The 19,935-nt window shown below is 66.7% G+C and carries 16 protein-coding genes and 3 pseudogenes; 4 read left to right on the top strand and 15 right to left on the bottom strand.

Going from position 1 to position 19,935, the window contains the following annotated elements; all coding sequences use genetic code 11:
- Both A5481_RS33625 and A5481_RS33630 read right to left on the bottom strand, forming a co-directional pair.
- Positions 1-111, bottom strand: a pseudogene (locus A5481_RS33625) (IS5/IS1182 family transposase); the annotation flags it as partial.
- Between the two features lie 303 nt (positions 112-414).
- On the bottom strand, positions 415-1,035 hold the full coding sequence (locus A5481_RS33630; protein ID WP_156312076.1) for a hypothetical protein: 621 nt from the start codon (positions 1,033-1,035) through the stop codon (positions 415-417).
- Positions 1,036-1,358: 323 nt separating this feature from the next.
- Here A5481_RS33630 and A5481_RS16345 point away from each other — a divergent pair.
- Positions 1,359-1,700 (top strand): annotated as a pseudogene (locus A5481_RS16345) (IS5 family transposase); the annotation flags it as partial.
- Between the two features lie 244 nt (positions 1,701-1,944).
- Here A5481_RS16345 and A5481_RS16350 read toward each other — a convergent pair.
- Positions 1,945-2,973 carry an IS110 family RNA-guided transposase gene (locus A5481_RS16350; protein WP_048436551.1) on the bottom strand — a complete coding sequence of 343 codons (1,029 nt, stop codon included), beginning with the start codon at positions 2,971-2,973 and terminating at the stop codon, positions 1,945-1,947.
- 79 nt (positions 2,974-3,052) lie between these two features.
- Between A5481_RS16350 and A5481_RS16355 the strand changes: the two are divergent.
- A pseudogene (locus tag A5481_RS16355) lies at positions 3,053-3,520 on the top strand (IS5 family transposase); the annotation flags it as partial.
- Between the two features lie 322 nt (positions 3,521-3,842).
- Positions 3,843-5,147 (top strand): PQQ-dependent sugar dehydrogenase, encoded by a 1,305-nt coding sequence (locus tag A5481_RS16360; protein ID WP_048436549.1) that lies wholly within the window; start codon positions 3,843-3,845, stop codon positions 5,145-5,147.
- Between the two features lie 130 nt (positions 5,148-5,277).
- On the opposite strand, the gene A5481_RS32565 is transcribed toward A5481_RS16360, so the two are convergent.
- The gene (locus A5481_RS32565; RefSeq protein WP_280818902.1) at positions 5,278-5,808 is read right to left on the bottom strand and encodes a WYL domain-containing protein; all 531 of its coding nucleotides are present in this window, start codon (positions 5,806-5,808) and stop codon (positions 5,278-5,280) included.
- A gap of 785 nt (positions 5,809-6,593) precedes the next feature.
- Here A5481_RS32565 and A5481_RS32570 point away from each other — a divergent pair.
- Entirely contained in the window at positions 6,594-7,811 is a 1,218-nt protein-coding gene (locus A5481_RS32570) for a reverse transcriptase domain-containing protein (RefSeq protein ID WP_082173470.1), read from the top strand.
- A gap of 325 nt (positions 7,812-8,136) precedes the next feature.
- Here the strand turns inward: A5481_RS32570 and A5481_RS16370 are convergent, their stop codons facing one another.
- The 11 genes from A5481_RS16370 to A5481_RS16420 all read right to left on the bottom strand — a co-directional run bounded on the left by A5481_RS16370 (position 8,137) and on the right by A5481_RS16420 (position 19,881).
- On the bottom strand, positions 8,137-9,558 hold the full coding sequence (locus A5481_RS16370) for a dihydroorotase (protein ID WP_048436547.1): 1,422 nt from the start codon (positions 9,556-9,558) through the stop codon (positions 8,137-8,139).
- Complete coding sequence (locus A5481_RS16375) at positions 9,555-10,937, bottom strand: MmgE/PrpD family protein (RefSeq protein ID WP_048436546.1); 1,383 nt, start codon at positions 10,935-10,937, stop codon at positions 9,555-9,557. The genes A5481_RS16370 and A5481_RS16375 overlap by 4 nt, the downstream gene beginning before the upstream one ends.
- Positions 10,934-12,304: an FAD-dependent oxidoreductase gene (locus tag A5481_RS16380; RefSeq protein WP_053082562.1), complete on the bottom strand. Its 1,371-nt coding sequence runs from the start codon at positions 12,302-12,304 to the stop codon at positions 10,934-10,936. The genes A5481_RS16375 and A5481_RS16380 overlap by 4 nt, the downstream gene beginning before the upstream one ends.
- Positions 12,301-13,704, bottom strand: a complete 1,404-nt coding sequence (locus tag A5481_RS16385; RefSeq protein ID WP_082173467.1) for an MmgE/PrpD family protein — start codon at positions 13,702-13,704, stop codon at positions 12,301-12,303. The genes A5481_RS16380 and A5481_RS16385 overlap by 4 nt, the downstream gene beginning before the upstream one ends.
- Positions 13,705-13,707: 3 nt before the next feature.
- Positions 13,708-14,391, bottom strand: a complete 684-nt coding sequence (locus A5481_RS16390; RefSeq protein ID WP_048436545.1) for an ABC transporter ATP-binding protein — start codon at positions 14,389-14,391, stop codon at positions 13,708-13,710.
- Positions 14,392-14,395: 4 nt separating this feature from the next.
- Positions 14,396-15,154 carry an ABC transporter ATP-binding protein gene (locus tag A5481_RS16395; RefSeq protein ID WP_048436544.1) on the bottom strand — a complete coding sequence of 253 codons (759 nt, stop codon included), beginning with the start codon at positions 15,152-15,154 and terminating at the stop codon, positions 14,396-14,398.
- Positions 15,154-16,053 (bottom strand): branched-chain amino acid ABC transporter permease, encoded by a 900-nt coding sequence (locus tag A5481_RS16400; RefSeq protein ID WP_048436543.1) that lies wholly within the window; start codon positions 16,051-16,053, stop codon positions 15,154-15,156. Before A5481_RS16400 ends, A5481_RS16395 begins: the two co-directional genes overlap by 1 nt.
- Before the next feature lie 3 nt (positions 16,054-16,056).
- On the bottom strand, positions 16,057-17,016 hold the full coding sequence (locus A5481_RS16405) for a branched-chain amino acid ABC transporter permease (protein ID WP_048436542.1): 960 nt from the start codon (positions 17,014-17,016) through the stop codon (positions 16,057-16,059).
- 30 nt (positions 17,017-17,046) lie between these two features.
- The gene (locus A5481_RS16410) at positions 17,047-18,210 is read right to left on the bottom strand and encodes an ABC transporter substrate-binding protein (protein ID WP_048436541.1); all 1,164 of its coding nucleotides are present in this window, start codon (positions 18,208-18,210) and stop codon (positions 17,047-17,049) included.
- A gap of 93 nt (positions 18,211-18,303) precedes the next feature.
- Positions 18,304-19,002 carry an isochorismatase family protein gene (locus tag A5481_RS16415; RefSeq protein WP_048436540.1) on the bottom strand — a complete coding sequence of 233 codons (699 nt, stop codon included), beginning with the start codon at positions 19,000-19,002 and terminating at the stop codon, positions 18,304-18,306.
- Positions 19,003-19,014: 12 nt separating this feature from the next.
- Positions 19,015-19,881 (bottom strand): isocitrate lyase/PEP mutase family protein, encoded by an 867-nt coding sequence (locus tag A5481_RS16420; RefSeq protein ID WP_048436539.1) that lies wholly within the window; start codon positions 19,879-19,881, stop codon positions 19,015-19,017.
- Positions 19,882-19,935 lie beyond the last annotated feature (54 nt).

Below are 19,935 nucleotides of genomic sequence, written 5' to 3' on the forward strand. Positions count from 1 at the left end.
CAAGCTGTGCTCGCGCTGGGCGGCGGTCTCGGGCAGCAGCGTCAGGGAGGGCGCAACCAGCGCCCATTCTTCATCGCTGACATCGGAGGGGTAGGAGCGACGAGACTGCATCCATCCAAAAATGGCGCACTCGCCGGTCCGTAACAGCCTCTAAGTCTTTGATTCTTTGAAGTAAGATGCGTCAATCAGCTCTTCAGAGAGAGGCTGGAGCGGCGGTGCAGCGGGGGGTATCGGATGGGCGAGGTTCAGTGTTAGGAGTTCGTAGCCTCGCTCCTCCAAACGCGCCTTCACGAATTCGTACCCCCCGAAAGCTCTTCGCAATCCAGATAAATCGCTGACTGTTTTCAGCAAGTTTACTGCAAAAAATGCCCAACCGACTTTTTTTGCCTGAAAAACTCTAGTGCACTGACGCCTTCAAAACGTACATAGCTCGTTGCGATTTCTGATGCCTCTGCAAGCAGTTGGCGAGAGCGGGCGTGGTGTGTTCGTCCGCGTCAGTGCACTAGTACCAAAATTGTTATCCCAAACAAAACCCGCTAAAAAATTCCATTCATTCAAATATTTTTTACCTTCCGTTTCCCCACCTAAGTTTGGGTAATATTTTCTGATAGTAGCATAGGCGGCACTGCCTTGCTTTTGATCTAACAAGGATAGAGCTGTATTTGGCCCACCCGTCCGCTTTGAGTCTTCAGTGTCGTAGCGAAGCGAGAAATCATACAGTCCTGTATACCATCGCTGATGACGACGTCGGGTTTGTAATCTAAGATCCAACTCGCGCGGCCTGTGCGCTGTCGCAACTTTCCTAATACTATCTGGCGTTGCTAGTATATTTTTAATTATATCTCTGGCATCTGTTTCATCTAGAAAATTTGATGCTGGATTTTCCTGTGATTTATTCAATTCGTTTAAGCGCCATAACAATTTAATTGCACTGCATGTATAGGCTGAAGCTAGCATGTCACTGCCAACTGACAAGTATCGATCCGGGAACTCCCTTTTTGCTTTTTGGTTCTCGTTGAGCTTTTTGCCGAACATGACTGCGATTTGCATTTCATAAAGACGAACAGCTCGCAAATGTGTTGAATTTTTTCATCCAATATATAATTTGCAGCAGCTGATACATCGTAGAGACGATATTTTAGATTATATAAGTGTGCCATACCATCCCCGAGATTTGCTCCGCGCGAAGCCGGCTCTCGAGCCTGAGAAAATCTGAAGCCGACTGCGCCCGACGGCCGGCCACACGCGCTTGCCTGCAATGTGCTGGTGATCCAGGGCTGCAGCAAGCCATACCCGTAGGTCGAACTTAGAGCGCCTAACAGAACGGCACGATTGGGTCGGTTGGGCGTTGGGGTGGTATGGCCCGCCCGCTTCTCCCTGACGATCTCTGGGCTGCGATCGCCCCGCTTCTGCCGCCCCACCCGCCTCGCCCGAAGGGCGGGCGCCCCCGGGTGGACGATCGGGCTGCCCTGACCGGCATTCTGTTCGTGCTGCGCTCGGGCATTCCCTGGGAGATGCTGCCGGCCGAGATGAAATGCGGCTGCGGCATGAGCTGTTGGCGCCGGCTGCGCGACTGGCAAGCGGCCGGCGTGTGGCGGCGCCTGCATCGGGTCCTGCTCGAGCGCCTACAGGCGGCGGGTGAGATCGACTGGAGCCGAGCGAGCGTCGACAGCGCGAGCGTGCCGGCGAAAACGTATGGCCCGCCCCGTCCGCAAGTGGCTTTGGATCCGCTGGTCTGAGCAGTCTGCATAAACGTATCCGGCCTTCCGGCACTGCCGTTGGCCAAGATGGAGATCCGCGCGTTCTGGTCCTCATAAAGGGGACGGCGTCGAGCGCCATTTTACGCCGGAGGCTTCCAGAACACCGGTCGACTGTCAGGCCATCTTCCTCTCACCGCTCGCAGACATCGGAAGGCCGGCGCGTGCCGCGCGGCCCGAACTCGGATCAGACCGCGACAGCCGTCGCCTGATAGACGCGACCGTGGCGCAGCAACGCCCAGACGATGCGCGCCATCTTGGCGGCGAGGGCCGCGACGGCCGTGTTGGCGTGAGCCCGCGCCAGCAATCCGCGTAGCCACCGCCCCAACTGCGTCTCACTCTGCCGCAACGTCGGCATTGCAGCTCGCGCGCCCTGGATCAGCATCTTGCGCAGGTACTTGCTGCCCCGCTTGGTGATGCCGAGGAGCTTCGGCCGCCCTCCGGTCGTCACCTGTCGCGGCACCAGACCGAGCCATGCAGCCAAATCGCGACCTCGTGCAAACGTGGCGACATCGCCGATGGCCGCAACGAGAGCCGTCGCGTTGAGCGCGCCAATGCCGGGGATCGTGGTCAGCCGGCGCGCGCTCTCATCCGTCCGAACGTGGTCGGCAAACTCGGCATCGAGCGCGGCAATCCGCTGGTCGAGGAACTGCCAGCGCTCGCGGACATCCGCGACGAGGGCACGGATGCGCGGCGTGAGAGAGGGGGCAGCCTCGTCGCCGAGCAAGTCCGCCAGGCAGGCCGCGAGCTTCGCACGGCCTTGCGGCACGATGTGACCCCGCTCCAGCAAGATGGCACGGATCTGGTTCATCAAGGCCGTACGCTCGCCGACGAGTTGGTCACGGACCCGGTGCAGGGTCTGCATGTCGAGTTGAGCTTCCGACTTGAGAGCCACGAAGCGCATGGTCGGGCGCGTAGCCGCTTCAGCGATCGCCTCGGCGTCGCGATCGTCGTTCTTGTGCGCCTTGACGTAGGGACGCACGTACTCCGGCGACATCAGCCGAACGGCGTGGCCCTGGCCGGCGAGGACGCGGCCCATGTGATGCGCGCCGCAGCACGCTTCCATAGCGACCACGCAGGGCGGCAGCTTCGCCCCGAAGGCGAGCACCGTCTCACGGCGCATCCGCCGCCGCAGCACGACCCGGCCGCCTGCATCCAGCCCGACGAGGCTGCAGCTGTTCTTACCCAGATCGATCCCCAGTACTGCGATGCTCATAGCTTCGCTCCGTCCCTCGTGGTGGCCGTACTGCAAACCTAGCAGTGCAGCCCGGTGAGGGGCGGGCCATCCATAAAGGGGGTCTGCCACCGGCCCGAACCCGACGGACCGGGGCAAGGCGGGGACCAAGCGCCACCTTATCACCGACGCGCGTGGCACGCCGCTCGGCCTCGTTCTGACCGGTGCCAACTGCCATGACAGCCCACTGATGGCCCCGACGGTGGACGCCATCCCGCCCCTGCGCAACGGACGGCGTGGACGCCCCCGCCAGCGCCCCGACAAGCTGCACGCCGACAAGGCCTATGATGCCAGAGCGCGGCGTCGGAAGTGCCGGGCACGCGGGATCAGGCCGCGGATTGCCCGGCGCGGTATCGAGAGAAGTGACAGGCTCGGGCGGCATCGCTGGGTGGTCGAGCGCAGCCACGCCTGGTTCAACCGTGCCCGCCGCTTGCCCGTCCGCTATGAGCGGCGCGCCGACATCTACGAGGCTTTCACGCTCCTGCAAGCCAGCCTCATCACCCTCCGCCAGATCAGGCGGTTCTGTTAGGCGCTCTCGGAAGGAAGCTCCCGTCGCGCCTCAGGCACGCCGCCGCCTGGCTGATCGCAGCGTGTCGACCCGGAACGGCGCGGCTCCGCGGCCAAGATCGGCCTCCAGGTCGCGCTCCAGTCCTCCACCCGTGATCCGCTTGAACATGCGTGGTATCGATCGGGCTCTTGCGATGGCGATGTGGATTATGATCTTGGGAAGGCGGTCGCGCCGCCGGCGTAGTTCCATTTCCTCGGGAGCGCCCGTCTAGAACCAGTTCCGGCGGCCGTACCCAGCCCAGGTGCCTCCAGCCGATCAGGTAACAATCATTGGGAGAGGGTCGTTGAGCTTGTCGAATGCGTTCGCACGCGGTGTTTCGTTGATCGGTGGAGCCGCGTCCAGGCTGCGGCAATTTCGCGATGGCAGCTACGAACCTGCCTGGGGCAGTGCGCCCACCATTCCGACCGCAAAACCGCAGGGTCGGATCATGACGCTGAAGATGCCCTCAGCACGCGGGTGGTCACCGGGGCAGCTTCCGGTCGCTGCTCCCGGTTTGAAGGTCAATCCCTTTGCCACCGGGTTGGACCACCCCCGCTGGCTTCATGTGCTGCCGAATGGGGATGTGCTGGTCGCCGAATCATCCGGCGAGCCGCGCAAGGTCATGCGGCACCTGTTCGACCATGCCATGACCGCGACCATGAAGCGCGCCCGCGCCGCGGGGGTCAGTGCAAACCGCATCACGCTGCTGCGCGATACGGATGGTGACGGCGTGGCAGATAAGTGCGAGCCGTTCCTCACGGGCCTCAGCCAGCCGTTCGGCATGGCCCTTGTGGAGGACAAGTTCTACGTCGGCAACACCGACGGCATCGTCGTGTTTCCCTACGTTGAAGGCACCACCAGGATCACCGGGCCTGGCCGCAAGCTGGTGGATTTCAAGCCGGGCGGCCATTGGACACGCAGCCTGCTGGTGAGCGCGGACGGATCAAAGTTGTTTGCCGGCGTCGGCTCGCTGAGCAACATCGGCGATGAGGGCATGGCGGTCGAAGAGGGCCGCGCGGCCGTCTACGAACTCGACCTCGCCAGCGGCACGAGCCGCATCTTCGCCTCGGGACTGCGCAATCCTGTCGGCCTCGCCTGGGAACCGAGCACGAACGTGCTGTGGACGGTGGTCAACGAACGCGACGGGCTGGGCGACGAGACGCCGCCGGATTATCTCACGTCCGTGCAGGATAGTGGGTTCTATGGCTGGCCGTACTCGTATTGGGGGCAGACGGTCGATGATCGCGTGCCGCAGGACGCCGCCGCCGTCGCCCGCGCGATCACACCGGACTATGCGCTGGGCGGCCACACTGCATCCCTGGGTCTTTGCTGGATGCCGGCAGGAACGCTGCCTGGCTTCCCGGATGGCATGGCGATCGGGCAGCACGGCTCCTGGAACCGCAGCACGCTGAGCGGCTACAAGTTGGTCTTCGTGCCGTTCGAGAACGGCCGCCCTTCCGGCCCGGCTCGCGACATCCTGTCCGGCTTTCTGGCGCCGGACGAGAGTGTCTCTTACGGCAGGCCGGTTGGCGTCACGCTCGGTCCCGATAAGTCGCTGCTGATGGCTGACGACGTCGGCAACGTGGTCTGGCGTGTGACCGGGGCCTGACTCCGGCCTTGAGGCTGTATGGCCTTGACTCTGGCCCGGTCGCTTGACACTGGGCCGCCGGCGGGTTCGACGCTTCGAACGATGTCTACGCCGCTTCTCCGGATCTTGTTCGCCATCGCATAAGAGTGGCCTACGGAACCGGGAGTGTAAGTGATTTGCCGTGTTGCTCCATCGCTTGGTGCAGCTCGGCACACATCAGTTCTCGAAGGGACAGTGGGGTAAGGATTTCGACGCTATCGCCCCAGGTGAAGAGATGGTGCGTGAGTTCACGCAGGCCCCCGGCTCTGAAGCGGACAGTAAGCGAGCCATCCGGTTCCTCATCAAAGATTTGATTGGGATGGAAAAGAAAACCTCGAACTTCTTCCGCAGTATGTGCCATAAGGCGTAGAGTCATTTCCTGCGGCTCTTCCTGGTAGATGCTGAACGAGCGGACAGCGTAGGCCCTAAGGTTGAAACTTGGTTGCCGGCCGGAGCCTGTGTCAGCGAGGGTAACCTCATCGATACGATCCAGCCGACACAAGAACGGGTCAGACTGTCCCACGGCCGGACCTACGAGGTACGGCACGCGCTCGAGCAGTAGACCCCATGGATCGACGTGGCGTTGGGCACCCCGGTAGAGGAAGCGCATCATCACGGACGCTTTGATTGCCTCACGTACCACCGCCAGGATCTTGGATGGGATGTGCGGGCCGGGGTACGGGGGAAACTCTGATCCGCCCGCACGAGGGTGAGGCCTCAGGTGGGTGACCCCGTTAGCTTCTGGCGGGGGCCGTAGGTCGTCTTGGAGGATAACCCTGAGTCCAGCGCGATTTTAGCTTTACAATTCGAGCGCCATTGTCCAGCTTGAGGGGGCTCGGCTCTGCCCGGACGAATCAACTGGACAGCGCCCAATGCATCGCCTTGCAGGATGCATCCTTTTCTCATTGCGAGACGGGGACGCAGACTAGTGCGACGGCAACGTTTGTGGCTCCGGCTAGTCCGACCAGCCAGAGGCGAGATCGTGGATCAAATCACGATGCCGGAAAGACGTGCAAGCAAGGCAGGCCTTCATCCCACTTTGGCTCAAGGGAGGCTAATATGCGTTGTCAGGGCGGTGGCCAGTCGAGCGGCCGGAAACAGAGGGCGCCGCATCGGCGCCAATCGTGGTTGCATTGGGTTGCTTTTTGCCTGGCTGTCACTTATAGTACACAGGTGGGGGTTTGCTCGGTGCCCGGCGGGCGAGACGTTGCCGTGATGGGCGTCTCGGTCGTCAGCACGCTGAGCATTAGCTTGCGGGTTTCCTCTCCTCCTAGCGAGACGGGGACGCAAACTAGTGCGACGGCAACGTCTGTGGCTCCGGCTAGTCCGACCAGCCAGAGGCGAGATCGTGGATCAAATCACGATGCGGCGGCCCGCCTGCTTGGGACTTGAGAGCAGCAGGCGGAGGACCGATTTAAAGGCTGCTGGATGACACGGTCTGCACTTGCAAAAGTTGCGACGCGCAAAGCTCTGCGCGATACTTGGGATGATTTCTGGAAACAAAGTCGCAGTCAAAGCGCCCCTGGTGTGGATGGCGTGACATTGGCTGCCTTCAACAAAAATAGAGAATGGAATATCGGTCGCGTCTATCAAGAGATGGAAGCGGGATATAAGTTCTCGCCTCTACGGCCGTTTACGGTCGAAAAGTCGAATGGCAAAAAGCGCATTATATGTGTTCCTACTGTCAAAGATCGCCTTGTTCAAAGATTAATCTCGAATCATCTGACTTCGCAAGCTGACAGGCTTGGGATTTTGAACGAGGTCAGCTTCGGGTTTGTCAATTCAACTGCTAGTAATCCTCGCGGCGTAGGAGCAGCTAGAGATCGAGCCCTTCAGCTTCGACAGGAATACCCTTGGGCATACAAGACCGATATATCTTCATTTTTTGATCGCATACCAAGAAGTTATCTTCTAGATAAAACGATCAGATATTTAAGGGCGCCTAGCTTCAAGCCATTGATAAAGGGCGTCATTGATTGCGAGATACAATATCAGGATGCTGCCCTGGCTCGCTTGATCGAGGAAAGCCGAATACAGCGGGGTAGAGGTGTGCGGCAGGGGATGCCGCTGTCGCCGTTACTTTCTAATATTGTCCTACGCGATTTCGATCAGGAGATGATTAAAGCTGGCAGGCGGATGGTTCGATATGCCGATGACCTCATCGTTCTTGCTGCCAGCCGCAACGAATGCGAAGAGATTGATTTCCAGGCGCGTTCATTGCTCGCTAAGATGCAGCTTGAGCTACCGGTGCTCGGAACACAGGGCAAGACGCAAATTGCAGAGCCTGATGAGCCTATCGACTTTCTCGGTCTGGCGCTCCAAAGAGATGTCGCTGGAAGGTACCGACTGATAATAACGCCTAAACAGCTAGACCGAATTCGCCAAGAGCTTGGGCGTTTCCATGATGTTAAGCGACTTGCCAGAGATGGCATCAACATCATCGATCTCGGCAAAATGGTGACTAATAGCGTAGGCGGTTATCGATCAGCATATAGCTGTGCCCAGAATACGGCACAGCTAGACAGGGTCTTAGATGGCTGTCAGAAAGCAATTGTACGGCGAATTCTAACGAATGCCTTTGGCGAAAAGGCGGTCCAAGGGCTTTCCCTAGAGTACCAAATTTTCTTCGGCATGGCAGGAGATTGAGTCCCTTGCCGTCCCCCGCTCCCGCCCGCCTTGCGTCTCCAGCACGGAGGTCATACAAAGCTCAGACCTCGGGCGCCTCCGGCGCATTGTTTTTGTTGCAGAATTAGCTCCGGCCGCCGTTTCCCGTAGGGCGCACCAGCAATCTCATCGAGAAAGCTGGTTCTTTTGCACAGTGGTAGTTTTCGTCGGCGAAAGCATTTCTGAGTGGGTTGCTCGATGACACGCCCTCAGCCAACCGAAATGCGCAGCACGTTTGATGTGCAAATCCACGCATCCCGGCCCCGAGCTGCCGAGTTCTGTGTAGTGCAGCTGGTATGATCGTCTTTCAGGCAGAAGCCGCAGCAAGTCGCCGCGGGACGTAGCGGCCGGTGCCGATGGAGTCGTCCGGAAGGGTACGGTCCCGCAGCACCATCCGGCCGCGGACGACCGTGTGGAGCACGCGCCCCCGGAACCGCCGGCCCTCGTAGATCGAGTAGCCGGCGCTCGAGCGGACGTCGTCGCGGCTGAGGGTCCACTCGGCATCGAGGTCGACGAGGGCGAAATCTGCATCGAGGCCCGGCGCGATCGCGCCTTTTCGATGGGCAAGGCCCATGATCTGCGCCGGCCGGGTCGAGACCAGATCGACCACCCGGGCGAGGTCGAGGCCGCGGGCGTGATGGCCCTCGGTCAGCAGCACCGGCAGCAGGGTCTCGAGGCCGGGGCAGCCCGGCGAGGCGGACCAGATGCCGCCGGCCTTGGCGTCGAGGCCGCGATGGACATGGTCGGTCGCCACGGTGTCGATGGCGCCCGACAGGATCCCGGCCCACAGGGCCTCACGGTCGGCGGCCTCGCGCAAGGGCGGGTTGATCTTGGCCGTATCGCTTCCCCCGGTCTCGCCCCCATCCCAGTCGACATCGTGGGTCAGGTAGTGTGGGCAGGTCTCGAGGAAGAGCTGCGCGCCCGCCTCGCGCTGGCGAAGGCCCGCCGCCAGTGCCTCCGCCGAGGAGGTGTGAACGACGTAGAGCGGCGCGCCGGCCGTGCGGGCGATGAAGCCGGCCCGCTGCACCGCGTCCGCCTCGACGAAGGGCGGCCGGCTGGCGTTCCAGGTAGCGAGCCCCCCGGCCCCGTCCGGGTCCGCGGCCTTGGCGCGCTCGCGGGTGACCCAGGCGAGCTCGATCGTCTCGGGGTGCGGGCAGACCATGCCGCCGGCCCGCGCCGCCGCCTCGCACAGGCGCAGGAGGAAGCCGTCGTCGATGTCCGGCAAGCCGAGGCGGGCGCCCTCCCCGCCCCTGTTGTTCATGAAGATCTTGAACGTCGGCGCCCCATGCTCCCGGGCGCAGGCCTCGACCTCGGCGAGCTGCGCCTCGGTCGAGATGATCGGGTGATATCCGAAATCGATCCGTGATCCGGCCTCGGTCACCCCGATCACTTCCGGCAGCACGCTCGCGAAGGGGTCGCTCGTCATCAGGTAGGGGATGAAGCAGGTGATCCCGCCGACGACGGCCGCCGCGCTCTCCTGCGCGGCGTCCGCCGGCACCCGCGGCCGGGCGATGTCGCGACCGTGGCCGAGATGAAGGTGGACGTCGATGGCGCCGGGCAGGACGACGAGGCCGCGCGCGTCGAGGGTCGCCGCGGCCGAAGCCGGCGCGCCGGGGGCGAGGATCGCGGCGATCCGGCCGTCGCGGATCGCGATGTCGCAAGGGGTGCGCCCGCGCCCCGGCAGGACGGCGTCGCCGCCGCGGATGAGGAGGTCGTGTTCCGTGCTCATGCGTCGCTCCGAGCGGAGGGGGACAGGGCCATGGTGAGGGCATCGAGGCGCGGGGCCTCGGCGAGCGCGTCGATGGCCGCCTCCAGGGAGGCGACGCCGTCCGGCGCGAGGCTGCGAGCGGCGTTGCGGCGGAACTTCCCCCGTACCGCGTCGTCCCCGGCGGGCCGTCCGGCATTGCCGTAGACGTCGTCGACCCGGATCTCGTGCCGGGCGCCGTTGCGGGTCTCGGCGACGATCTCGGCCTCGAAGACCTGCGGGAAGCGAGCTCCGTCGAGCGGCTCCCAGGCGATGCGGCGGGCGAGCGCCAGCACCGCCGCGCTCACCGGCGCCTCGAAGGTCGCGAGATCGACTTTGCCCTCGACGAGGCGGGCCGCCACCGCAACCGGCAGGCTCCAGCGCGCGGCGTGCCCGCTGGCGGGGGCCTGCTTGGCGTCCCAGGGCTCGCAGATGATCGGTGCTGCGCCCGCAGGCACCCGGCAGGTCAGCGCGGCGACGTCGTCGGCCCCCACGCCCCGCTCGGCCAGGATTCCGGCGGCCTCGATGAAGGGGTGCAGGTAGTGGCAGCAGGGGTGGAACTTGAACGCCGCCTGCGGCAGGTGCCACTGCGTGCCTAGCCCGTCGAGAGCGGCCGCGAACGCCCCGGCGAGGCGCGCGTCCCCGGCGAAGGCCGCGAACAATCCGCAGCGCCCCTCGAAGGCGGTCTCCGGCCCGGTAAGGCCGGCTCGCGCTAGGTCGGCGGCATTCAGACCGGCTTGGGCGGCAAGCCCGGGATGCAGCGACTTGACCGAGGCGCCGTTGGTCAGGAACTCGAACACGCCGGAGGCACCGCTGAGGCCGATCCCCATCGCCGCCACCGCCTCGTCCTCGGTGAGGCCGGCGAGCTCCGCCGCGACGAGAGCCGCCACCAGGGCGCCCCCGACCGAGGTGACCTGAAAGCCCAGTGCCTGGAAGGCCCCGGGCGCGGCAAGGCCGATGCGGATCAGCACCTCCCAGCCCAGCGCGTAGGCCGTGCTCAGCGCCGGCCCGGAGGCGCCGGCAGCCTGGGCAGCGGCAAGAGCCGCGGGAGCGAGCACCGCCGAGCCGTGGACGATCGAGCCGGTATGGGTGTCGTCGAACTCGAGCCCGTGCATCAATCCGCCGTTGACGAGGGCCGCTGCGGCCGGCGCGACACGGCCGGGGATCCCGATCAAGCTGGCGCTTGCCGGCCCGAGCCCCGCGGCGTAGCGCCGGTAGGGCGCACCGGCCTCCGAGCCCGCCGAGGCGAGGCCAACCCCGACCGCGTCGAGGAGGTGGAGGCGCGCGGTGGCCGCCACCTCCGGCGGCAGGCCGCCGCGGGACAGGGCCCGGACCTGCCGGGCGAGGTCGCGGGCGAGCGTCACGGCGTGCTCCCGAGTTCGCTGGCGGCGGCGAGCGCCGCGAGGCGTCCAAGCGCGATCGCCGACAGAAGCCCGTTGCCGGAGGCGTAGCCGAGCGCGCCGGCCCGACCACTAATCCCGGCCGCCGCGCCGCCGCCGGCGAAAAGGTTCGGCACCGGAACTCCATCCTGCCGCAGCACGCGCGCGTCGGCATCGACCCGCAGCCCGCCCTGGGTATGAAACAGTCCGGGCACGACGCGGCCGATGTAGTAGGGTGGCGCCAGAGGCCCTAGACCGAAGTCCCGCCGTCCGTGCGGGTCGGGTGCGGTCCCGGCCGCTGCTGCGTTGCGCTGAGCGATCTCCTCAGCGAGCACGTGCGGATCGAGGCCGAAGGGTTGAGCGATCTCCTCGGCGGTGTCGCCGCGCTTGAGGCCGCCGTAGTTCCAGAGCTCCATGAACTCCTCTTCGGCGGCGGCGACGTCGAAGATTTTCTGGTCGAACACCGCGTAGGCGCGCCCGCCTCGGGCCAGAACCTCCCGGGCGTAGCCGGAATAGCCCAGGCTCTCGTCCCCGAACCGGCGGGCGTCGTCGCCGACGATGATCCCGCCCTTCTCTACCGTGGTCCAGGACAGGAGGCTGCCCTGCGGATAGGCGACGGCGGCGTAGCCCTGGTAGGCCGCCATGTTGGCGAGCGCCGCCCCGAGCTGCGCACCCCACAGAACCGCCTCGCCGGTGGAACCGCGGGCGCCGAAGTACTCCGCCCCGGCGATCTCGGGGCAGAAGCGCCGGACGAGCTCAGGGTTCGCCGCGAAGCCGTTGAGAGCGAGGATCGTCTTGCCGGCCCGAATCTCGACCGTCTCGCCGGCGGCCTCGACGACGGCGCCGCACACGGTTCCGTCCTCAACGATCAGCGCGCGGGCGCCGTTGCCGACCGCGATCGGAATGCCGCGCCGCTCGGCCGCCGCCACGAGGTCGTCGACGAGATCCTGTCCGCGACGCGAGACCGGGGCGTGCAGGCGGGGCACCGAATGCCCGATATGCTTGTAGGCGGTGATGAGGGTGAGCTTCGCCTCCACCGTGTCGACGAGCCACTCCACGGTCTCGGCCGAGACGGCCGCGAGGCGCTCGACCAGGGCGAGGTCGTCGGTCTCGCCGCCGGCGATCGCCATCAGGTCGGCGACCATGCGGGCCGGCTCGTCGGCGATGCCCGCCTCGCGCTGGAACCGGCTGCCCGCCGCCGGCACCGAGCCGGTCGAGAGCGAGGAATTGCCGCCGGGGCGCTCCTGCTTCTCGATCACCGCCACGCTCGCGCCGGCATCGTGCGCCGCGATGGCCGCCGCGAGGCCGCAGGCACCGGCGCCGATCACTAAGATGTCGAGTTCGTCGCTCACCGTTCCACCCCGCCGGTCATTTCGGTCACGCAATCCCGCCACGGTCTCTGCAAATCCCGCTCGTCGTCCTCGGCCCTGCGCACGATCCGTTCGAGGACGGCAGCCATCCGGGGGTACGCCCGGCTGGTCTCGGCGAGCTTGGCCAGCATCGTGTCGGTGTCGAAGGGCTGATCGGCACCGCCGCGGGCGCTCTCGCAGAGCGCGCTCAAGACGGTCCCGTCGTGCAGGCGCCAGGTCACCCGCGAGGGCCGGTCGTTCGGCGGCGGGCCGATCTCGGGCAGGGGCGCCAGCCGGACCCGGCGGCGCAAGTCCGCGATCCGCGGCTCGTGCAGTGTGGCTTCGTCGAAGGCCCCCTGCCCGCCCGTCCCAGTCACCACAGCGGCGGCGAGCGCGTGCGGCATCGAGAACTTCGCCGCCAGCACCGTCGCCGGCTCGACGGTGGTGAGGGTCAGGCCGCGGGGATGGGTCTCGACCAGGATCTCGTCGATCTCGTCCTCCCGGCCGGCGGCCTCCGCGCGTAAGCGCAGGGAGGCCTCGATCGCCCCGTGCGCGTACTGGCAGCAGGCGAAGACCTTGTGGTAGCCGCCACGGATCGCCCAGTCGGTGCCGAGGCCGTCCGTCAGGGCCTCGGGCAGGCAGGCCGTGCCGAGGCCGCCGACGAAGACGTCATGAAAGGTCTCGGGCAGGCCGGCGATCCCGGCCTCCGCCCCGTCGGCGGCGCGCAGGCCGATCCAGGCGCCCGCCGAGGTCCAGGCGTTGCGCACCAGCGCACCCTCGATCGCGTGGCCGTAGGGGCCGGCGAAGGTCATGCTGGCGGCGGCCGACACCGCGTCGAGGAGGAGCTTGCCGGAGAAGCCGCGAAGGAGCCCGATGCCGGCCGCTGCCCCGATCGTCGCGAAGGCGGCGTGCGGGTGGACCGTCATGGTGGCGAACGGAAACGCGCGGGCGCAGCGCACGGTGATCTCGTAGGCCAGCGCCAGCGCCGCCAGCACCCGCGCGAGGCTCGCCCCCTCGACCTCGGCCTCGGCCAGCAGCGCCGGCAGGATGTAGGCCCCGGCGTGGCAGGGCGCGCCGCGATAGCCCTCGTCGAGTTCGCACCAAGTCGCCGCGAGGCCGTTGGCAGCTGCCGCCGAGGCCCGGTCGAGGGGCGGGCTGCCGGGGGCGAACACCGTCGCCTCGGCGCGGCCCGAGGATCGCGCCAGCACGGCGCGCATCCGCGCCACCGGCGGCTCGCCGGCGGCGGCCACCATCGCCCCGAGATCGTCGGCGAGGACCAGCGCAGCTCGGGCTCGGACGGTCCCGGGCAACGCCTCGTGGGAGTACGCGGCAGCCCAGGTCATCAGTGACTGCACGGCGGCGGCGCTGCGGGCCCGCTGAGCGGGATCGGAATCGGGTGCCATGGTCTAGAACCACTCCCAGAGGTCGGGCTTGGCCGCGAGCGTCGCGGCCTCGCCCGAGAACACGGTTCGGCCGGACTTCAGGATCAGCCCGTGCTCGACGACCTTCAGGGTCGCCGGCACGTTCTGCTCGACGATGATGAGGCCGGTGCCGAAGGCCGCGTTGACCTTGGCGAGCTGGCTCATCACGTTGCGCACGATCACCGGCGCAAGGCCCGTGGACGGCTCGTCGAGGAGCAACCATTTCGGCTGGGTCATCAGCGCCATGCCGAGCGCCAGCATCTGCTGCTCGCCGCCCGAGAGCGAGCCGGCGCGCTGACCGCGACGCTCCTCGAGCAGCGGAAAGATCTTCAGCACCTCGCCGGCGAACTTGCCGTCGAACAGGAGACCTGCCGTGGCGAGGTTGTCCGCCACGGTGAGGTTGGGGAAGACGTTGTGGCCCTGCGGCACGAAGGCGATGCCGCGCCGGATCGTGGCCGGGACATTGCCGGGCAGCACCGGCTTGCCGTCAAAGACGACTTCGCCGGCATGGGCGGCATGGGCGCCGACGATGCAGCGCAGCAGCGTCGTCTTGCCGGCGCCGTTATGGCCGAAGACGCCGAGCCGGCCGCCCGGCTCCAACCGGGCCGAGACGGCGTCGAGGGCAGTGAGCGTGCCGTAGCCGGCCGAGAGCGAGCGGATCTCCAGCATCGGATCAGGTCCCGAAATACAGTTCGGTGAGACGAGGATCGGCAATCAGGTCGGCGACCGGCCCGCGGGCCAGGACCTTGCCGGCGAACATGAACACGCCCTCGTCGCAGAGGTCGCGAATGAACGCGACGTTGTGTTCGACGACGCAGACCGCGACGCCCCCTTCGGCGACCTCGCGCACCACCTGCTGCATGATCTCGTAGGCCTGGCCCTCGACGCCGGCCATCGGCTCGTCGAGGAGCAGGCAGCGGGCGTCGTTCATCAGCGCACGGGCGACGCCGACGAGCTTCTGCTGGCCGAATGTCAGGTCGGCCGCCGGAGTCGCAGCGACGCCCGAGAGACGTGTGCGCTCCAGTACCTCCTCGGCCCGCCGTCGCGTCCCCGCCTCCTGCGCCCGGACCCCGGCTGGGTCGAGAGCGAGGCGCAGGAGCCGGTCGCCGAGGTAGCGGCGGGGTCCAACCATCAGGTTATCGAGCACCGATAGCGACGGAAACAACCGCAGGTTCTGCCAGGTGCGAGCGAGGCCCAGGGACGCCCGGCGGTGCATCGCCAACCCGTCGAGGCGCTGCCCGTCGAGCCGGATCGTGCCGGCGTCGGAGGGGAACACCCCGGAGATCAGGTTGAACAGCGAGGTCTTGCCGGCGCCGTTCGGCCCGATCAGCCCGACCACTCGGCCTGGATTAAGCGTCAGGTCGATGCCGTCCGCCACCACGATGCCGCCGAAACGCTTGTCGAGGCCGGCGATCTCGAGGACCGGGGTCATCACGCTTCTCCCCGGGTCTTGGCGGAATACTTTTTGGCTGGCTGCCAGGCTTCGCCCGCAGCGATCAGTCCCTGCGGCCGCAGGACCATGAAGACGAGGACGAGGCCGGTGAACAGCAAGCCCTGGAGCGGCCCGAGGATGGCGGGCGGCAGGTCGACGAAGGTGATGGCCTGCGGCAGCGCCTGGAGCAGCACGGCGCCCAGCACCGGGCCCCAGGTCGTGCGCACCCCACCGACCACCACCATGGTCAGGAGCGCCGCCGATTGCAGGATCTCGAACTGCTCCGGCGTGACGAACCGGAAATAATGGGCGTAGAGGGCGCCCGCGAGGCCGGCGATGCCGGAGCCGAAGGCAAAGACCGCGACCTTCATGGCGACCGCGTTGCGGCCCAAGCCCGCGAAAGCGGTCTCGTCGTCGCGCATTGCCGAGAGGGCGCGGCCGTAGGGGCCGTGGGCGATGCGCCAGTTGAGCCACACCGTGAGAGCCGCGAAGGCGATGACCAGGGCCGCGTAGGCGCCCTTGCCGCCGTCCTGGACCAGGAAGGCCGGGATGTTGGTGAGACCGCCCGCGCCGCCGGTGACGGAGACGTTCTTGATCGCCTCGAGCACCCCGAGCTGGAAGCCGATCGAGGCGATCAGCAGGTAGTCGCCCGAGACCCGCAGGGATGGCAGCGCGACCGCGGCGGAGGCCGCCGCTGCGGCGAGCGCCCCGCACAGCATCGCGAGTGGCACCGGCAGGCCGAGGTCGCGGGCGAGCAGCGCCGAGACGTAAGCGCCGATGGCGTAGAAGACCGGGTGGGCGATCGAGACCAGGCCGGCATAGCCGATGATCAGGTTGAAGCTCGAGGCGAGCGCGACGCTCAACCCGATCATGATTGCGAGGGTGATCAGGTAGTCCATGTCTTACGCCTCTCTGCGGGCAGGCGCCGGATCGGGAGCGGGATCGCCGAGATCGACGCTGGCGACTCGGCGCGCCAAGCCGCGCTTGCGCTCCGGCAGGCGGATGCCGTTCGGCAGGAACACGATGGCGAGGAACAGGAAGACGTAGAGCAGGAAGCCCTGCCACTCGGCCGGGATGAACAGCACGCTGGCGTTCTGCACGACCCCGAGCGCCACCGCGGTGAGGGCCGCGCCCCAGAGGTTGCCGATACCGCCGATGATTGTGGCCGCGACGGCAAACAGCATCAGCTCGATCGAGGTCGTCGGCTGGACCTGGGCCCGGGCGCCGTAGAGGCACATGCCGACGCCGACGAGAAGGCCGGCGATCACCACGGTGGCGAGATAAACCCGGTCCTTCTCGATGCCGTAGAGCTCGGCGAGATCGGGGTTGTCGGCGACCGCGATCATGAACCGGCCGGTCCGGGCACGGCGAAGGTATGTGAAGAGGAGCGCGAGCGAGACGAGCATCGCCCCGATCGCCGGCCCGTCCCAGGCGCTGATTGCCACGTTGCCGACCAGCGTCACCGGCCAGAACAGCGACGGGAACACCGTGGTCGGCCAGGTGCCGAACACGAGCATCGCCAGATAGGCGATCAGCTCGGACACGATCAGGGTGAAGATGAAGATGAACATCGGCGTCGCGCGCCGCCGCCGCAGCGGTCGGAACCCGACCCGTTCGAGGAGCGCGCTCGCTCCCGCGGAAGCCGCGAGCGCGAGCGGGCAGCCGACCCAGCCGGGCAAGCCCGCCATCGAGACGGCGGAGTGGGCGGCGTAGAACGCCACCGTCATTACGCCGGCCTGGGCGAAGTTGAAGATGCGGTTGACCTTCAGCACCAGCGCGAAGGCGACCGCGAACAGCACCAGCGGCGCGGAGGTCGCGAGCGACGTCCACAGCACCTGCGCGAGGATGTCGAAGGTCAGCATGGTGTCGCCTCCCGATTCGGTGCCCGCGCCCTATTCGACCACCGCCTTCTTGACCCAGGCGCCGTTCTTCACTTCCATCAGGTAGACGGTCTTGTTCACCGTGTGATCGTCGTTGATCGTCAGCTTGCCGGTGAGCGGCAGGTCGAAGGTGCGTATCGCCAGCATTTCCTTGCGGAAGTTTTCGCCGGTGAGCGGCATCTTCTTGTCGATCAGGCCGGAATAGACGGCGGCGACGAGGTAGGGCGCGTCGTAGAGGTACTGGGTGTAGGGCAGGCCGTTCGGCTCGCGGCCAACTTCCTTCTTCCAGCGCGCCAAGTAGGCGGCGACCGCCGGGTCGTCGGCGGCGCCGGGGGCGAGCGAGGTGGCGATGACGCCCTCGGAGGCCTTGCCGAGCTGCTCGATCAGCTTCGGGTTGTAGACCGCCGAGTAGGACGAGACCGGCATCGTCAGGCCGAGCTGGCGCATCTGGGCGATGACCTGCGGCGTGTCGGCGACGAGGCCCTGGATGTGGACGATGTCGGGCTGGGCCGCACGGACCTTGAGGAGCGGCCCGGTCCAGTCCGAGGCGCGCGGGTCGTATGCTTCGTAGGCCACGACCTGACCGCCGGCCTTGCTGAAGACGTCGCGGTAGATCTGCGCCGCGACCGTGCCGGTCTCGTTGTTGATGTAGAGGACCGCCGCCCGCTTCTTGCCCATCTCCTTGGCCGCGTAGTTCGCCACCGCCGTGATGTCGACGGCAGCGAGCGGGAAGGTGGTGTAGGTGTAATCGCCGAGTCGGGCGATCTCAGCCGAGTTCGCACCGACCGAGAGCTGCACCGTGTGGGTGTCGTTCGCCACCGGGGCGATCGCCTTGACCACCGCCGACCAAGCGCTGACGAAGGCCGGAACCTTGTCGACCGAGATCAGACGGTTGGCCGCCTGGATGCCGGCCTGCGGATCCGCCCGGGTGTCGAGCACGATCATCTCGAGCTTGCGGCCGGCGACCCCGCCCTTGGCGTTGATCTCCGCCACAGCCCATTCGGCGGCCTTGACCTGGTCCTGGCCGTAGGTCGCCTGCCCGCCCGAGAGCGGCATCGCCATGCCGAAGCGAAGCGGCTCCTCGGCGCGCGCCGCCCCGGCAAGGCTGAGGGACATCGCCAGGGTGCCGGCCACCAGGGCCCGGCGGCTCAAAGGTGCTGCTGCGCGCGCTCTCATCGGTCCCACTCTGATTGCAGGGTTCATCGGCAAGGTTCGTCGGGGCTCTCGACCCGGGCGCGAGGCGCGCCCGGGACACGTCCCGGGGGCGGCTCAGGCGAGGGCGCGCAGGGCGTCCAGGGCCTCGTCGGTCGACATCACGTCCGCGTATTTCGAGGCCATGTCGAAGAGGTTGACCGCGTGCGAGGTCGCGCTGCGGTCGTAGACGGCATCGTGCGGGACCAGGACCCGGAAATTGTACGCGAAGGCGTCGACGACGCTGCCGCGCACGCAGCCGCTGGTCGAGCAGCCGGTCACCACCAGGCTGTCGGCCTGGAGGTTGATGAGGTAGCTCGCGAGCGGCGTGCCGAAGAAGGCGCTCGGATGCTTCTTCGGCAGCAGGATGTCGCCGTCCCGCGGCGCGACCGGGGCCGGGAACTCGTAGCCCTTGGCGGCGACGTTCATGATCGCCGGCACCTTGTCCGATAGCCGGCCTTGATCGAAGCCGGCCTTCGGCGCGACGAGGGGATAGAGGACCGGCCAGCCGCGCTCGCGAAACAGCCCGATCAGTCGCTCGATCCGCGCCACCGCCGCCCAGGCGACCTCGCCGCACGACGTCGGATATTCCTCGATCGCCTGCCAGAACGGCATCGGCACCGTGCCGGTCGTGCGGTACTGCACGTCGATCACGACGAGTGCCGGACGTTGGCCCAGGCCGGTGGTCCGGCCGAAGCCGGCGGCGTTGTAGGCCCGCTGCTCCTCCTCGGAGATCAGGCCGTCCCAGGGTTTCAGGTTGGAGGGTTGGCTGCTCATCGATGATCTCGCTCAGGCGATCCGGTAGCGGGCTTCGCGGGCATCCCAGGCCTCCTTGTCGACAGCCCGCTGGCGTTCCTCGAACGAGGCGAGCCGGTCGGCCACCGCCTCGAGCGAGCCGTCGCGCTTGAGTGCGCCGAGCACGTCGAAGGACGCCTTGAGCGCCGCCTGGAGCGCCGCGTTGGCGTAGAGGACGATCGAGAACCCCATCCCGGCGAGCGCCTGCCGGCCCGGATCGGGCGTGCGGCCGCCGAACACGATGTTGGCGACCTGCGGCACCGGCAGGTCGCGGGCGATGCGCGCCAGCTCCTCGGCGGAGACCGGCGCCTCGACGAAGGTCGCGTCGGCACCCGCCTCGATGTAGGCCCGCGCCCGCTCGATCGCCCGGTCGAGGTCTTCGATCGCCCGGGCGTCGGTGCGGGCGATGATCTGGAGGTCGCCGTCACGCCGCGCATCGACCGCGGCCTTGACCTTCTGCACCATCTCGCCGGCCGGGATGACATCCTTGCCGGTGAAGTGGCCGCACTTCTTGGGGAAGATCTGATCCTCGATCTGGATGCCGGCGGCGCCCGCTCGCTCGAGCAGGCGCACGGTGCGGACCATATTCACAGCGTTGCCGAAGCCCGTGTCGGCATCGACGATGATCGGCAGGTTCACTGCGTCCGCTACCGCGGCGACGGCGCTCGCCACCTCGGTGACCGTGGTGAGCCCGATATCCGGGGCGCCGAGATGCATGTTCGCGACGCCGGCACCCGTCACGTAGACCGCCTCGTAGCCGAGATCCTCGATGACGCGGGCGAACAGGGCGTTGGCGGCACCGGGTACGCTCACCGCCTCGCGGCGCGCCAGGATCGTTTTCAGGGTCTGGGTGGCTCGCATCGGTCGGCGTCGTCCTTGAATGCTTCGAGGGGGCAGCTCGCCCTCGCAAGGGCA

Origin of the sequence: Methylobacterium platani (genome assembly GCF_001653715.1) — a bacterium.
Taxonomy (GTDB): Bacteria; Pseudomonadota; Alphaproteobacteria; order Rhizobiales; family Beijerinckiaceae; genus Methylobacterium; species Methylobacterium platani.

Excerpts from the sequence above, each read along its gene's own strand:
- A5481_RS33630 (WP_156312076.1), bottom strand. The coding sequence starts at position 1,035 with ATGTTCGGCAAAAAGCTCAACGAGAACCAAAAAGCAAAAAGGGAGTTC.
- A5481_RS16350 (WP_048436551.1), bottom strand. The coding sequence starts at position 2,973 with ATGAGCATCGCAGTACTGGGGATCGATCTGGGTAAGAACAGCTGCAGC.
- A5481_RS32570 (WP_082173470.1), top strand. The coding sequence starts at position 6,594 with ATGACACGGTCTGCACTTGCAAAAGTTGCGACGCGCAAAGCTCTGCGC.
- A5481_RS16370 (WP_048436547.1), bottom strand. The coding sequence starts at position 9,558 with ATGAGCACGGAACACGACCTCCTCATCCGCGGCGGCGACGCCGTCCTG.
- A5481_RS16385 (WP_082173467.1), bottom strand. The coding sequence starts at position 13,704 with ATGGCACCCGATTCCGATCCCGCTCAGCGGGCCCGCAGCGCCGCCGCC.
- A5481_RS16390 (WP_048436545.1), bottom strand. The coding sequence starts at position 14,391 with ATGCTGGAGATCCGCTCGCTCTCGGCCGGCTACGGCACGCTCACTGCC.
- A5481_RS16395 (WP_048436544.1), bottom strand. The coding sequence starts at position 15,154 with ATGACCCCGGTCCTCGAGATCGCCGGCCTCGACAAGCGTTTCGGCGGC.
- A5481_RS16400 (WP_048436543.1), bottom strand. The coding sequence starts at position 16,053 with ATGGACTACCTGATCACCCTCGCAATCATGATCGGGTTGAGCGTCGCG.
- A5481_RS16405 (WP_048436542.1), bottom strand. The coding sequence starts at position 17,016 with ATGCTGACCTTCGACATCCTCGCGCAGGTGCTGTGGACGTCGCTCGCG.
- A5481_RS16410 (WP_048436541.1), bottom strand. The coding sequence starts at position 18,210 with ATGAGAGCGCGCGCAGCAGCACCTTTGAGCCGCCGGGCCCTGGTGGCC.
- A5481_RS16415 (WP_048436540.1), bottom strand. The coding sequence starts at position 19,002 with ATGAGCAGCCAACCCTCCAACCTGAAACCCTGGGACGGCCTGATCTCC.
- A5481_RS16420 (WP_048436539.1), bottom strand. The coding sequence starts at position 19,881 with ATGCGAGCCACCCAGACCCTGAAAACGATCCTGGCGCGCCGCGAGGCG.